Annotated in this window: 14 protein-coding genes; 7 read left to right on the forward strand and 7 right to left on the reverse strand. The window is 65.6% G+C overall.

Annotated elements, in window-relative coordinates; all coding sequences use genetic code 11:
• The first annotated feature begins 22 nt into the window (after positions 1 to 22).
• Positions 23 to 1,360, forward strand: a complete 1,338-nt coding sequence (locus NS1_RS14990; protein ID WP_062985161.1) for an MFS transporter — start codon at positions 23 to 25, stop codon at positions 1,358 to 1,360.
• A 51-nt stretch (positions 1,361 to 1,411) separates the two neighbouring features.
• Here NS1_RS14990 and NS1_RS14995 read toward each other — a convergent pair whose 3' ends face one another.
• Positions 1,412 to 2,059, reverse strand: a complete 648-nt coding sequence (locus tag NS1_RS14995) for a TetR family transcriptional regulator (RefSeq protein WP_056821578.1) — start codon at positions 2,057 to 2,059, stop codon at positions 1,412 to 1,414.
• A gap of 144 nt (positions 2,060 to 2,203) precedes the next feature.
• On the opposite strand from NS1_RS14995, the gene NS1_RS15000 reads away from it, so the two are divergent.
• The 3 genes from NS1_RS15000 to NS1_RS15010 are packed head-to-tail and all read left to right on the forward strand — an operon-like array spanning position 2,204 to position 4,854.
• Positions 2,204 to 3,295 carry a ferredoxin reductase gene (locus tag NS1_RS15000; protein ID WP_062985163.1) on the forward strand — a complete coding sequence of 364 codons (1,092 nt, stop codon included), beginning with the start codon at positions 2,204 to 2,206 and terminating at the stop codon, positions 3,293 to 3,295.
• A 38-nt stretch (positions 3,296 to 3,333) separates the two neighbouring features.
• Positions 3,334 to 4,485 (forward strand): fatty acid desaturase family protein, encoded by a 1,152-nt coding sequence (locus NS1_RS15005; RefSeq protein ID WP_062985165.1) that lies wholly within the window; start codon positions 3,334 to 3,336, stop codon positions 4,483 to 4,485.
• The gene (locus NS1_RS15010) at positions 4,486 to 4,854 is read left to right on the forward strand and encodes a hypothetical protein (protein WP_062985167.1); all 369 of its coding nucleotides are present in this window, start codon (positions 4,486 to 4,488) and stop codon (positions 4,852 to 4,854) included.
• 3 nt (positions 4,855 to 4,857) lie between these two features.
• Here NS1_RS15010 and NS1_RS15015 read toward each other — a convergent pair whose 3' ends face one another.
• A complete protein-coding gene (locus NS1_RS15015; RefSeq protein WP_056821874.1) occupies positions 4,858 to 5,388 on the reverse strand; it encodes a DUF4254 domain-containing protein in 531 nt (176 codons plus the stop codon).
• A 328-nt stretch (positions 5,389 to 5,716) separates the two neighbouring features.
• On the opposite strand from NS1_RS15015, the gene NS1_RS15020 reads away from it, so the two are divergent.
• Positions 5,717 to 6,037 (forward strand): hypothetical protein, encoded by a 321-nt coding sequence (locus tag NS1_RS15020; RefSeq protein WP_062985169.1) that lies wholly within the window; start codon positions 5,717 to 5,719, stop codon positions 6,035 to 6,037.
• A 2-nt stretch (positions 6,038 to 6,039) separates the two neighbouring features.
• Here the strand turns inward: NS1_RS15020 and NS1_RS15025 are convergent, their stop codons facing one another.
• The 5 genes from NS1_RS15025 to NS1_RS15045 form a co-directional block, all read right to left on the reverse strand.
• Positions 6,040 to 7,032, reverse strand: coding sequence for an ABC transporter ATP-binding protein (locus tag NS1_RS15025; RefSeq protein ID WP_062985337.1), 993 nt, complete (start codon positions 7,030 to 7,032; stop codon positions 6,040 to 6,042).
• A gap of 3 nt (positions 7,033 to 7,035) precedes the next feature.
• Positions 7,036 to 7,869: an ABC transporter permease gene (locus NS1_RS15030; protein WP_056821572.1), complete on the reverse strand. Its 834-nt coding sequence runs from the start codon at positions 7,867 to 7,869 to the stop codon at positions 7,036 to 7,038.
• Positions 7,862 to 8,650, reverse strand: a complete 789-nt coding sequence (locus NS1_RS15035) for an ABC transporter permease (protein WP_063816149.1) — start codon at positions 8,648 to 8,650, stop codon at positions 7,862 to 7,864. The genes NS1_RS15030 and NS1_RS15035 overlap by 8 nt, the downstream gene beginning before the upstream one ends.
• Before the next feature lie 351 nt (positions 8,651 to 9,001).
• Positions 9,002 to 9,541 carry an OmpA family protein gene (locus tag NS1_RS15040; protein ID WP_062985173.1) on the reverse strand — a complete coding sequence of 180 codons (540 nt, stop codon included), beginning with the start codon at positions 9,539 to 9,541 and terminating at the stop codon, positions 9,002 to 9,004.
• Positions 9,542 to 9,599: 58 nt separating this feature from the next.
• Complete coding sequence (locus NS1_RS15045) at positions 9,600 to 11,243, reverse strand: MFS transporter (protein ID WP_062985175.1); 1,644 nt, start codon at positions 11,241 to 11,243, stop codon at positions 9,600 to 9,602.
• A gap of 278 nt (positions 11,244 to 11,521) precedes the next feature.
• On the opposite strand from NS1_RS15045, the gene NS1_RS15050 reads away from it, so the two are divergent.
• The gene (locus NS1_RS15050) at positions 11,522 to 12,088 is read left to right on the forward strand and encodes a nucleoside deaminase (protein ID WP_062985340.1); all 567 of its coding nucleotides are present in this window, start codon (positions 11,522 to 11,524) and stop codon (positions 12,086 to 12,088) included.
• A gap of 46 nt (positions 12,089 to 12,134) precedes the next feature.
• The gene (locus NS1_RS15055; RefSeq protein WP_255284537.1) at positions 12,135 to 13,061 is read left to right on the forward strand and encodes an antibiotic biosynthesis monooxygenase; all 927 of its coding nucleotides are present in this window, start codon (positions 12,135 to 12,137) and stop codon (positions 13,059 to 13,061) included.
• Positions 13,062 to 13,077 lie beyond the last annotated feature (16 nt).

Here is a 13,077-nt window from a genome sequence, read left to right on the forward strand (position 1 = left end):
GTTCGCCGATAGTCTTCGGCCTATGACCGAGGTGAACGCGGCCGAGACCGTCGGCGAGGCGGCCGGACGCGGGCAGGTACTGGCGTGGGGGTTGTGGGACTGGGGGTCGTCGGCGTTCCAGGCCGTGACGCTGACCTTCGTGTTCTCGGTGTATCTCACCGACAAGGTGGGCAAGGATCTGCCGGGCACGACACCGGCGAGTGCGTGGCTGGGCTGGGCGCTGGCGGGGGCCGGGTTGGTCGTCGCGCTGACGGCACCGGTCTGCGGGCAGTACTTCGACGCGGTCGGCTCGCGTAAACGGGCCTTGGCGACCTTGACGGCGCTGACGGTCGGCGCGATGTCGCTGATGTTCTTCGTCCGCGACGACTACAACGATCTCTGGCTCGGTCTGGCGCTGCTCGCGTTCGCCTCGGCCACCTTCGAGCTCGCCGGCGTGCCCTACAACGCGATGATGCGGCAGGTGTCGACACCGGCCACGGTCGGCCGGGTCTCCGGATTGGGTTGGGCGATGGGCTATTTCGGCGGCATCGTGCTGCTGCTGATCTGCTATGTGGGATTCCTCGCCGGTGACGGTGACACCCGCGGACTGCTCGCGATGCCCACCGATCAGGGACTCAATGTCCGCCTCGTCATCGTGCTCGCGGCCGTGTGGTTCACCGTGTTCGCGCTGCCGGTGCTGTTCGCGGTACCCGAGATGCCACGCACCGGCGCCGACCCGGGGGCGGCGAAGGTCGGCTTCCTCGGTTCCTACCGGGTGTTGTGGCGTGACGTGCGGGAACTGTGGGCCCAGGATCGGCACACGGTGTACTTCCTGCTGGCCAGTGCGGTGTTCCGGGACGGTCTGGCGGGCGTGTTCACCTTCGGCGGGGTGCTCGCGGTGACGGTGTACGGGTTCGCCGATGCCGATGTGCTGCTGTTCGGGATCGCCGCGAATGTCGTGGCCGGGCTGGCCGCGGTGGTGGCCGGACGGTTCGACGACCGGATCGGGCCCAAGCGGGTGATCGTGTCGTCGCTGGTCGGGATGCTCGTCTGCGGCGTCGCGCTGCTGCTGGTGTCGGGCTCGACGATGTTCTGGATCTTCGGGCTCGCGCTCACCGTGTTCGTCGGTCCCGCGCAGTCCTCGGCTCGGTCGTTCCTGGCGCGCCTGGCGCCGCCGGGACGGGAGGGTCAGTTGTTCGGCCTGTACACCACGACCGGTCGGGCCGTGTCGTTCCTGGCGCCCGCCCTGTTCGGCGTTTTCGTCTCCGTCTTCCACAGCGACCGCGCCGGAATCGCCGGACTTCTGGTCGTGCTGGCGGTGGGTCTGCTGGTCCTGCTCCCGGTACACGCGCCGTCGCGCACGGTATCCGCCGATATGTGACGTATCACCGGCGGGGTGCCGCCGCGTTGTGTGAACGCCCGTGCTCTGAGTTCAGTCCGCGTTTTTGGGTACCCAGCCCGCGATGCCCAACGCGATCAGGCGCATCTGCATGACGGTGCGCTCCACGATCGCCGATTCCTCACGGGAGGTGGACGCGACGAAAGCGGCAATACCGTCGGTAACAGTGGTAACGAGCAGATCTGCGGCGATCTCCAGCTCGGTGGTGCTCCACGAATCCAGCGCGCGCAGGCGAGAGAGATCGGCGACGATCTCGCGCACGATCAGCTGCATCTCCATCGCGATCGCCTGACGCAGTGGGGCAGGCCCACCGTGACGCTCGCGAATGAGGAAACCGAACAGTGCGCGTTTGACGCGGACCTGCTCGAAGACGAAGCGGACCGTATCGGCCAGATGGGCGTCGGGCTTACGCCTGACCTCTCGCAATGCCAAACGCAATGCGGTGACACCCTCATCGACGATCGTCGCGCCCAGGTCGTCGAGCGAGGCGAAGTGGCGGTAGAAGGCCGTCGGCACGATGCCGGCCGAACGGGCGATCTCACGCAGGCTCAATGCCGCGAATCCGCGCTCCGAGGCCAAGGCCAAGGTGCCGTCGAGGAGGGCTGCCCGGGTATGCGCTTTGCGCTCGTTGCGGGTTCCTGCCTGCTCAGTCACATCGGTGAGCATACATCCGTTCACCATAGCGGCCTTTGTCATTATGTTGTCCGCCTCACATTATTGCCGGTTGACAGTGGCCCGGGGTCATCGGGCACACTGGTGAGTGTACAGACGTGCACTGAAATTTGGAGCCGCACGTCGAAGGACTTCTCGAAGGGGCAACGCGACATGGTGGGACTGATCGACCTGGTGCAGACGTTGACGACGCCGCACCCGCTGGACCGGTACCTGGAACTCGTCAACCCCGGGCTCACCGCCCGGGAGCTGCGCGCCGAAGTCACCCATGTCTCGCACGCGGTGCCGGGCTCGGTGACCCTCACCCTGCGCGCCTCGCGGCAGTGGCGCGGCCATGCCGCCGGTCAGTACGTGCAGATCGGCGTCTCGATCAACGGCGTGCGCCACACCCGCTGCTACTCGCCGATCGACCCCGAGAGCCGGGGCGAGCGCTACCTGCAGCTCACCGTCAAGGCGCACCCGGGCGGGCTGGTGTCGAACTACCTGCACGCCAATGCCAAGCCCGGCATGGTCGTCGATCTGGCGCCCGCATCCGGTGTGTTCCACCTACCGCAGCAGCGGCCCGACAGGGTGCTGCTGGTCAGCGGCGGCAGCGGCATCACGCCGGTACTGTCGATGTTGCGGACCCTCGACGCCGAGGGCTACACCGGGCAGGTCACCTTCCTGCACTACGCCCGTCAGCCCGAGATGGTGCCGCACCGGGCGGAGTTGTCCTCCATCGCGCAGCGTCGCGCCAACTTTCGTATCGAGTACCGCTACCCGGTCGAGCCGGGCACGGTGATCGACGGTGAAACCTCCACCGGCAGTGGTTTCTTCGACTACGAGGAGCTCGAGCGGGTCGCACCCTGGTACGCCGACGCGCAGACCTTCGTGTGCGGGCCGCCGCCGCTGATGCGGGCGGTCAAGACGATCTTCGAAGCCGAGGGTCTCGAAGACCGGGTGCTCAGTGAGGAATTCACGCTCACCACGGTCCCGACCGATCCGTCCGAGGCCACCGGCACCGTCACCTTCTCCGGCAGCGACGTCGCCGCCGACAACACCGGAGCAACGCTGCTCGAGCAGGCCGAAGCATCCGGCCTGACCCCGGAATACGGCTGCCGCATGGGGATCTGCTTCTCCTGCACCGCGACCAAGGTCTCCGGCTGCACCCGCAACGTCCGTACCGGCGAGCTCGACGCCGACCCCGACAAGCCCATCCAGATCTGCATCAACGCCCCTGTCGGCGACGTCGACATCGCGCTCTAGACAACCGATACCCAGAACCAACAAGGGGAGATACAGCCATGACGATCCTCACCGAAGGCAAAGACGGTCCGGTCATCCTGAGCCCGGATCAGGTCGAAGAGCTCGGCGCCGCGCTCGACGCGCTGCGCGCCCGCGTCGTCGACGACCTCGGCGAACGCGACCGTGACTACATCTACAACATCATCAAGACCCAGCGTGGCTTCGAGATCGCCGGCCGCGGTCTGATGTACCTGGGCTTCCTGCCGCCGTTCTGGCTGGCCGGCGTCGCCGCGCTCGGTGTGTCGAAGATCCTCGACAACATGGAGATCGGCCACAACGTCATGCACGGTCAGTACGACTGGATGCGTGAGCGCGGCATCAACTCCCGCGAATTCGACTGGGACACGGTCTGCCCGGCCGACCAGTGGAAGCACTCGCACAACTACATGCACCACACCTACACCAACATCGTCGATATGGACCGCGACATCGGTTACGGCGTCCTGCGCATCGACGAGGCGCAGAAGTGGAACCCCTACTACCTGGGCAACCCGCTCTACGCCTTCCTGCTGATGACGTTCTTCGAGTGGGGCGTGATGCTGCACGATCTCGAGGCCGACAACATCATCAAGGGCAAGCGCAAGTGGTCCGACATCAAGCCGCTGCTCAAGGGGCAGGGTAAGAAGGCCGGCAAGCAGGTCCTCAAGGACTACGTGATGTTCCCGGCGCTGACCGGCCCGCTGTTCGTCTCCACCCTGGCGGGCAACGTGGCGGCCAACCTGGTGCGCAACGTGTGGACCTACTCGATCATCTTCTGCGGTCACTTCCCCTCGGGCGTACAGACGTTCTCCAAGGAGGAGACCGAGGTCGAGACCCGCGGTGAGTGGTACGTGCGCCAGATGCTCGGTTCGGCCAACATCACCGGCTCGCGGCTGTTCCACATCATGTCGGGCAATCTCTCGCACCAGATCGAGCATCACCTGTTCCCCGATATCCCGGCCAACCGGTACCCGGAAATCGCGCCCGAGGTGAAGGCGCTGGCCGAGAAGTACGGGCTGCCTTACAACACCGGTCGTTTCTCCAAGCAGATCGGCTCGGTCTGGGGCAAGATCTTCAAGCTCGCGCTGCCCGATCGTTTCACGAAGAGTGACCCCAAGCCCGGTGTTATCGTTATGCGAAATCAGCCGGAAACCTCCACTGTGAGCGGGTAAATGGTCGGGAAATTCGAAAGCAACAAGGATCTGGTCCAGGACTTGACGGCTTCCGGTGCGCAGCGGGTCGGCAAAATCGCCTCGCTCATCACCGGGACCGTCGCCGAGGTCGCTCGTGAGATCGGTGAGTTCGTCACCGATGTGATCGAGATGCGCGAAGCCGCGGCGGCCGCTCGTCGAGATGCCGAGCGGGATGCGGCTTTCGTCGAAACCGAGACCGAGTTCGTCGACCTCGACGCTCCGGTAGCGGACGACTTCGGCGCGCGGGCCTCGTTCGCGGAGTCGGTCGTGGACGACAAAGCCCCGGCTGACGACGACAAAGCCCCGGCTACAGGCGACAAGGCCCCGGTTACGGGCGAGCAGGCCTGATCCTCACCACACGGGCAACCGCCTGCGGTGCTCGGTGACATCGGTGATCAGATCCCGATAGCCGTCGGTCAGTTCGGCAAGACGACACCATTGCAGATGGGTGCGAGCCTCCCGCTGCCGTGGTGTCGTCTTCGTTGGTGCCGGTCCGGCCATGGCCTGCTGGGCGGCTACCCATTTCGCGGCCATCCGGTCGATCACCGCGCCGAGGGTCTCGGTGTGCAGCGAGGCGCCGACGCGGTGTTCCACATGGGTGGCGACCCACTCGTCGATGTGGGCGATCAGCGCGACGCGGTCGTTGTCGATGTCGTCGACGAGGCGTCCGCACGCCGCGCCGGTGCTGCTCGACGCGGCGGGGTCGCGTGCCTGCTCCAGGGCTCGGCGGCGGCGATCGTGGCAGCTCGCGAGGTCTCGGGCGGCGTCGAGAACGCGGTGTCGCGTCGGGTCGGGGTGGTCGGTTCCGAGGAAAGCCCGCAACAGTGCCGAGGGTGTCGGTAACTGTGCGGCGTCCAGACGGTGGCCGTGATCGATCGGCATGGTGGCCCCTGACAACGCTGTGTACATGGATACGCCAGGGCCGAGGAGGAGGTGTTGGGGTGCGCTCCCCGGCACCGGCGTAGCCCCGCCCGGACGTCGACAAATGTCCGCGACGCTGCGGGTGGAGAAGACGGCCCGGGGAAAATCGGGACCCTCCCAGGAAAGCGCGATCCGGCGGCGACGCGCAATAGTGCGGTGGACAAACCCGGGTGTCGGCAGAAATTGTTATCCACCATTACGGCCGGGTCTCCCCGCGAGTACTCCCCGATAACCCCGGGGCACATTTCCGGCAATCATTTCGGCGCCGAATGCACTAACCTCGATAATTGTGCCCGCCTACGTGTCCTCGCCTGAGCTGACCTTCGGGTTCCTGTTCGCCCTGGAATCCCCGGAGCGCATCGCCGATGTCGTGCGCGGCCTGATGGAACGTCGTGCGGTGTCGGTGTTCCGGCTCGCTCGCCTGTCCGACGACGACGGCCCACCCGAGCGCTACGTCGTGAACTGGGCGGCGATCCCGCAGATTTCGATCACCACCGGAGCCCCCGCCGACGAGGAACTGCGCGCGCAGCGAATCATGCTGGTCAACGCTTTCCTGGGGGAGGGCGGCGAGGTGAGCATGTACGCGGGAAACCCGGACGGGCCGAGCTGAGTTCAGCGGGTCGACTCGTAGATCCGGCGGACAACGTCCTCTATATCGGGTTCCTCGATCGACAGATCGCGCACCTGCGCCCGGTCCGACACCGCCGCCAGTAAATCCGCCGCGGTGGTCTTCTCGGCGTCGAAGGCCAGGCGCTGGCGCATGCCGCCCGCCTCGCTGGACAGCAACTGTGCCCCGCACGGCAGATCGTCGAGATCCGGTGTGGGAGCTGCCAGGTCGACCACCAGTACCCGGCGGGCGCCGACGGTGGCGCCGAGCCCGGTCAGTGAACCGTCGTACACCAACCTGCCGTAATCCACGACGAGCACCCGATCGCAGAGTCGTTCGATATCGCCCATATCGTGGGTGGTGAGCAGCAGCGTGGTGCCGCGCTCGATCCGTTCGGCGCGCAGGAACTCACGTAATCGCTGTTTGGACAGCACATCGAGGCCGATCGTCGGCTCATCCAGGATCACCAACTCGGGCGAATGCAACAGTGCGGCCGCCACTTCCGCGCGCATGCGCTGACCGAGCGAGAGCTGGCGGACCGGGGTGTCGAGGGTGTCGGCCATTTCCAGCTGCTCCACCAGTTCGTGGGTCCGCTTGTCTGCGATATCGGGGTCGAGGCGGTGGATCGCCGCCAGGATCGAAAACGACTCGTGCAGTGGCAGATCCCACCACAGTTGCGAACGCTGCCCGAACACGACCCCGATGCGTGAGGCGAGTTCCTTTCGCTGACGTACCGGCTCGAGGCCGCAGGTGCGCACGGTTCCGGTGGTCGGCACGAGGATGCCGGTGAGCATCTTGATGGTCGTCGACTTGCCCGCGCCGTTGGCGCCGATATAGCCGACCGCGGAGCCGCGTTCGATCCGGAAACTCATGCGGTCGACGGCGGTGATGGTGTCGCGATGTCTGCGCCAGCGTCGGCCGTTCTTGCGGTAGACGGTGAATTGCCGGGTGAGGTCATCGATGTCGATGATCGGTTCCTGGTTCTCGTGCTCGTCCATCATCTATCCCCCTCCTCCCTGATAGTGCCTCGTACCGATCCGCCATGCCGCCGATGCGAGGAGCCACACCCACGCTGCGGCGAGTGGCGTGAGCCACGCCGACCACGCGGGCAGCAGCGGCGGCCCCGGCAGTCCGAGTAGGGCGATGGTCGGCACGTACGCCGTGAACGCGACGGGAATCGCGAACCCGAACAACAGTTTCAGCGGTGTCGGGAACACAGAGGCCGGCTGCATCGCGGCGAACGACCCGCCGTAGGTGAAGCTGTTGGTGAGCTCGGCACCGTCTATCAAGAAGAACTGTAGTCCGGCTGCGCATACGAAAAGGCCACAGAACAGCGCAATTCCACTGAGCAGGGTGATCACGATCAAGGTAACCGGGGCGATGCCCCAGTCGATATCGTTGCGCCACAGCCCGATCCCGAGCACGATCACCGCGACCGCGGCCCGCGCGAGTCTGCGTAACGAGATGTCACTGGTCACCAGCTGCAACAGCAGTGGTTGCGGGCGAAGGTGATACGCGTCGAGGGTGCCCATCCGAATCATCGACGGGAGCGAGTCCAGGTGTCCGACCGCGACCTGGGCCAGCGCGAACGAGGTGTTGGACAACCCGAACAGCAGCAGCGCCGCGTCGACATCGAGGCCGCCGAGGGTGCCGACGTTGTGGAAGATCACCCACACCTCACCGAACTCCACCAGCCCGATCAGGAAGGCACTGAACACCTCGGTGGCGAACGAGAGTCGGTACACCTGCTGGGCTTTCACACGCGAACGCAATACTGCGAGATAGGGAGTCAACCAGGTCCCGGCAACAACGCGCGCGGAATCCGGTTCAGCCACCCTGTACCTCCAGCCTGCGTTGTCCCGCCCGCAGCAACACCCTGCCGAGCAGTCCGATCGCCAGCACCCAGAAGCCTTGTATCGCAACGATGATCAAGGCCTCCGACCCAGCGGCCCGCCCTGACAGCGTATCGATCGGGGCCTGCAGGATGGAGGGAAACGGCGTAGCCATGGCCACGACACGCAGCCAGTCGGGGAACATGTGCACCGGGACGAAAAGCCCGGCCAGGAACGTTCCGACGATCTGGTACAGCACCCGGATGCCGCGGATCTCGACCACCCAGAATCCGATCAGCGCCACCGCGAACAGGCACAGGAACGACAACGCCACCGCCAGCAGCACACTGATCAGGCCGAGTACATAGGCCACCGGCGTGCTCGGCATCGACAGGCCGAAGGTGGCAGCGCCGATGACGATGCTCGGCACCCCACGCGGCAGGATCGTGCAGGCGGCGCGGCCCATATCGGTGGCCAGGTAGCCGAGTTGGACGTCGATCGGGCGCAGGAAATCGATCGCCACGTCACCGGACTTGATCCGGTCGACCAGATCGATCTGCGGCCCCATGAACTGGGTGGCGCCCAACAACGCCTGCGACAACCACACATAGGCGCCGATGGTTCCCTCGTCGTACCCGCCGAAATCACCGGCGGCACGCACCGCCGCGACCATCACGGCCGCACGAACGAACCCGAACACACAGTTGGTGAACAGCCCGGCGAACATCGCCAGCTTGTATTGCGCCTGCCGCTTGAACCCCGCCCGCGCCAACGTCCAATACACCCGGAAAGCCCCAGGCTTGCGACGACGCCGCACTGCGAAAGCAAGCCCACCATCCCCCACCACATTGCCCCGCACAATCAGTCAACTCTATGCCGATCGCCCCGAATCAGGACGGAAACGGCACGTATCGCAGGTGCTCGCCGCGCGCGGGGCTATCGGGACATGCTCAGTCCTTGGGGAAGCCCGTCGCGAACAAGATCGCGATGGCGACCGAGCTGACCACGGAGATGGCAAGGATGATCCACATGGGGCGAAAGATTACCCGGCCCCGGACCCTGTCCCGGCATCGCATCACCGTGGTCAGTATCGGTGCAGGTCACGACGAGATATGCGGGTGGTGGCGACGACCGGTTATTTGTCGACCACCGTGATCGTGGCCTCGTTGGCGTCGACCTCCGGGTCGGAGGGATTCGCGTCGGACTTCACCGTGATGCGCGACTTGTCGACGCCGGCGCCCTCGAGCGCGGCCGCGATGTTGTCACCGCGGGCCTCGGCCAGGGTTTTGGCCTCGGCGACATTCGAATCCTGGGCGTAGGTCGTGATCTGGATCTCGGTGTCGTTGCCCTTCAACGGGAGCGCTACCGCTTGGAGGGTCGCTGCGGCGACGGCGCCGAGGTCGGAACTGCCTTCGTCGAAGGTGATCGGCGCGGCGGACAAGACCGTGTTGATCGCGTCTTGAACCGCTTGTTGCGCGGTGGCGCGCACGGAGCTGACGACCGAGGACGCCGTCGAGGCGACGCTGCTGCGCATGGGGTCGGTGTCGGTCGTCGTCGAGGTGACGGTCGAGGTGACCGCCGGGGCGGATGCGTCATCGTCGGAGCTGCACGCCGCGGTCATCAGCACGACCACCGCGATCGATGCGATCCCACAGATGCTGTTTCTGACGTTCATCGGAGTCTCCTGGTCTGTTGAATGGCGGACAGTGGGCCTTGCGTGCGTGGTGCTTCGATCACTCGCCCGTAGCAGGCGGCTTCGAACTCGTTGGAGCGGATCCGACCTGCGGGTGCCGGGGGATCCGCCCGGTGCCGAACAGTGCCGCGATGGCGAGAAGGGCGGTCAGGGAGAACGCGACTCGCAGTGCATCCAGGCGGGCCTCCTCGTTGACCTCGAGGATTTTGGTGGCCTGCGGCTCGGGGACTGCGTTGTCGCGCAACGCCTCCCGCAGTTGGGTATCGGACAGGAAGGGGACGCCTGCGGCCAATTCGGTGGTGGCTTGTTGTTTCACCGAGGGCGGCACATCGGGGTCGTCGTTGATCCCGGCGACGACCGAGGTACTCAGCGTCGCGATGAGTACCGATCCGACCAACGCCGTTCCCAGGGACGCACCGAGATTGGACGCCGTGTTCTGCAGCCCGCCCACCTCGGCGCTCTGCTCGTTCGGCACGGCCGACACGGTGACCGCGCCGAGCTGGGATGCCAAGGCCCCCAATCCCACTCCCATCAACAACATGGGGATGGCGACCACACCCGCGTCGGCGCCTGGATCCATGCCCGCCACGAGGAAGAGGATGCCGACGATCATGGCGGCCATTCCGGCCCGGACGACGCGGCGAGGGTTGGCGCGCGGCCAGATCTTCGGTATTCCGACGGCGGACAGCAGCAACGCCACCGACAGCGGAACCAGGCGCAGCCCGGTCTGCAGAGCGCTGAGTTCCAGGACAACGGTCAAGAACAGCGGGACGGTGAAGAACACCCCGGCTTGCACTGTGAACTGGCCGAGGAACATCGTGAGCCCGCCGGTGAGCTGCCGATTGCGGAACAGCGCGGGGTCGACCAACGGCTCGCCGCCGGTATCGGCGAGGTGGTTCTGCCAGCGCGCGAAGGCATAGAGCAGCAGCATTCCGCTCAGCAGCAGCCACACGACCGGCGAGAGCCCGACGATAGCGGCGCCGCCGGGTTTGGGTTGGACCCAACCCCACTCACTCGACCGCAGCACGCCGTAGACGATCATGCCGAGACTGAGTACGGAGAGCACGGAACCGATCAGGTCGATCCGGACCTTCGACGGCGCGACGTCGTTGATCCGGCGTAGTGCAAGAAGGATGATCACCACCAGGACCGACTCGCCGGCGAACACATACCGCCACGACGCGAATGTGGTCACCGCGCCACCGATCAGTGGCCCCGCGGCGACTGCCATCGCACCGGCCGCCGCGACCATGCCGTAGGCGGCGCTGCGGCGCTCGGGCGGAAAGTTGGCTGCGACCAGGGCGACGATCGCGGGCATGATCAAGGCGGCGCCGATGCCTTCCAGCAGTGACCAGCCCAGCAGCAACACGGGCAGGCTCGGTGCCAACGAGGTGGTCAGCGAACCCGCCCCGTAGATGACGAGACCGATCGCGAACGCTCGACGTCGGCCGATGATGGTGCCCACCTTGCCACCGGTGATCATCAAGGTCGCCATGACGAGCGTGTACAAGGTCATGGCCGTCTGAATGCCGGTGATGGTGGTGTCGAGGTCCTCGGCGACCTGCGCCATCGACACGTTCATCACCGAGGTGTCCAGCGTCATCAGGAACTGACCGGACGCCAGCACCAGCAGCACCACCCCCGATCCGGCGGCCACCGCTCGCGACGGGCCGCTCGAACTCATGAGCCAGGGCTCTCGGGCATCGGGGCCTCACTTCTGTGACCAGAGGGACGATGCTCAGATTCACACACCGACACCGTGCGCGGCTCACCCGAAAAGGGTGAGTCGGCAGAACCCGACGTCAACGCGTCGCTAATTCACGGCTATTCCGCGGCGGTCCGGCCGGAGGTAGATTCGATGTGCGGCGGAGGCCGAATTTCGAGTGTGTGGTCGGAGCCGCGACGGCATCGAACAGCCGTCACGTGAACGCGTCCGAACCACACTGCGAGGTGCAATGTCCGATGACACCGGATCAACTCATGGAAGAGGCCTGCAGACTGGCCAAAGAGTCTGTCGACAACGATTGGGGCGGACCGTTCGGCGCCGTCATCGCGAAGGATGGAGAGATCGTCGCGCGAGGGCAGAATCGAGTGCTGCTCACTGGTGACGCCACCGCGCATGCCGAGATAGAAACCATCCGAAAGGCTGCCCTGGTACTCAACGGCGAGGCCCCGACCATCGCCAAGGAGCACCAGAACGAGGCGACGCTCGAATTGGTCCCGCGACCCGAGGGATCGGCCGACAAGGTCCCGGAACGCGCGAAAATGTTGATGGGGATGGAGATATTCATCAGCGGCGCCCCCTGTCCCATGTGTATGAGCGCCATCTATTGGGCGCGACTCGATGCCGTGCATTTCGCGAGCGATCTGGCCGACACCAGCGAAATCGGCTTCGACGACGCGTATCAATACGAGGACTTCACGAGGCCGCTGCCCGAACGGTCCGTGAAAATCGAGCAGTTCCGCAGGGATCTGGGCGCCGAAGCGTACAAGACCTGGGCCGAAAAACCCGATAAGCACCCGTACTGACATGGCGGCGTCGACAGCACCGTCGCCGAGGCCAGCCTCGGCGACGGTGGTCATCACGCAGCAGCCTCGAGTCGGCCGCGAGGTCGAGTTCCGACGGTGGCAGGCCGAGGTCAACGACGCTGCGGCGGCTTTCCCGGGATTCCTCGGCGCCGAGGTGACGCCACCGGGTGACGCCCAGTCCGACTGGTCGGTCGTGTATCGGTTCGACAGCATCATCAACCTCGAGCGATGGCTCGCCAGTGATACGCGCGACGAACTCATCGCGAGAGGAACGGCGCTGTTCGAGCAACCGTCGACGCAGCATGTACTGATCGACGAGTCGGACGAAGAAGTCGTGACCGTCGTCGTCTCGCATCCCGTTGCGCCCGAACGTGAGACGGAATTCATCGCCTGGCAGGACCGCGTGACCGAGGTCGAGCGAACCTTTCGAGGCTTTCGCGGATCCGGGCTGCATCGGCCGATTCCCGGTGTCCAGAGTGACTGGACGATCATCTATTCCTTCGCCTCGGCCGAGCACCTCGACCATTGGCTCGAATCGCCCCAGCGCAAGGCGCTGCTCGAAGAAGCGCCGGACTTCAGCGAGTTCGAGGTTCACCGCATCGCCAACCCCTACGGATCGTGGTTTCCGCCGAGCCAGACCGGCGAGGAAGGCGGTCCTGCGGCGTGGAAGACGGCACTGTCGGTCCTGGTAGGGCTGTATCCGACGGTCGTGATCCTGACCGTGGTCATCGCCGAGATCTGGCCGGGCGCGCAGCTGTGGATCAGCCTGTTGGTCGGGAACATCCTGTCGGTCAGCCTGCTGACCTGGGTGGTGATGCCGATCGTCACCCGCGCGCTGGGATTCTGGATGCGATCGGGCCCACGCCCCGACCCCCGCACCGACCTGGTCGGACTCGCCTGTTCGGTGGGTTTCCTGACCTTCGCCGCGCTCTTCTTCTACCTGGTGACAAGGGTGTTCTGGACGCTTCCGTGATGTGTACCCGCTGGTA

This window comes from Nocardia salmonicida NBRC 13393 (assembly GCF_001613085.1).
Lineage (GTDB): Bacteria > Actinomycetota > Actinomycetes > Mycobacteriales > Mycobacteriaceae > Nocardia > Nocardia salmonicida.

Coding starts and splice junctions, on each gene's coding strand:
- NS1_RS14990 (WP_062985161.1), top strand. CDS start 23: ATGACCGAGGTGAACGCGGCCGAGACCGTCGGCGAGGCGGCCGGACGC.
- NS1_RS14995 (WP_056821578.1), bottom strand. CDS start 2,059: ATGGTGAACGGATGTATGCTCACCGATGTGACTGAGCAGGCAGGAACC.
- NS1_RS15000 (WP_062985163.1), top strand. CDS start 2,204: ATGGTGGGACTGATCGACCTGGTGCAGACGTTGACGACGCCGCACCCG.
- NS1_RS15005 (WP_062985165.1), top strand. CDS start 3,334: ATGACGATCCTCACCGAAGGCAAAGACGGTCCGGTCATCCTGAGCCCG.
- NS1_RS15010 (WP_062985167.1), top strand. CDS start 4,486: ATGGTCGGGAAATTCGAAAGCAACAAGGATCTGGTCCAGGACTTGACG.
- NS1_RS15015 (WP_056821874.1), bottom strand. CDS start 5,388: ATGCCGATCGATCACGGCCACCGTCTGGACGCCGCACAGTTACCGACA.
- NS1_RS15025 (WP_062985337.1), bottom strand. CDS start 7,032: ATGGACGAGCACGAGAACCAGGAACCGATCATCGACATCGATGACCTC.
- NS1_RS15040 (WP_062985173.1), bottom strand. CDS start 9,541: ATGAACGTCAGAAACAGCATCTGTGGGATCGCATCGATCGCGGTGGTC.
- NS1_RS15045 (WP_062985175.1), bottom strand. CDS start 11,243: ATGAGTTCGAGCGGCCCGTCGCGAGCGGTGGCCGCCGGATCGGGGGTG.
- NS1_RS15050 (WP_062985340.1), top strand. CDS start 11,522: ATGACACCGGATCAACTCATGGAAGAGGCCTGCAGACTGGCCAAAGAG.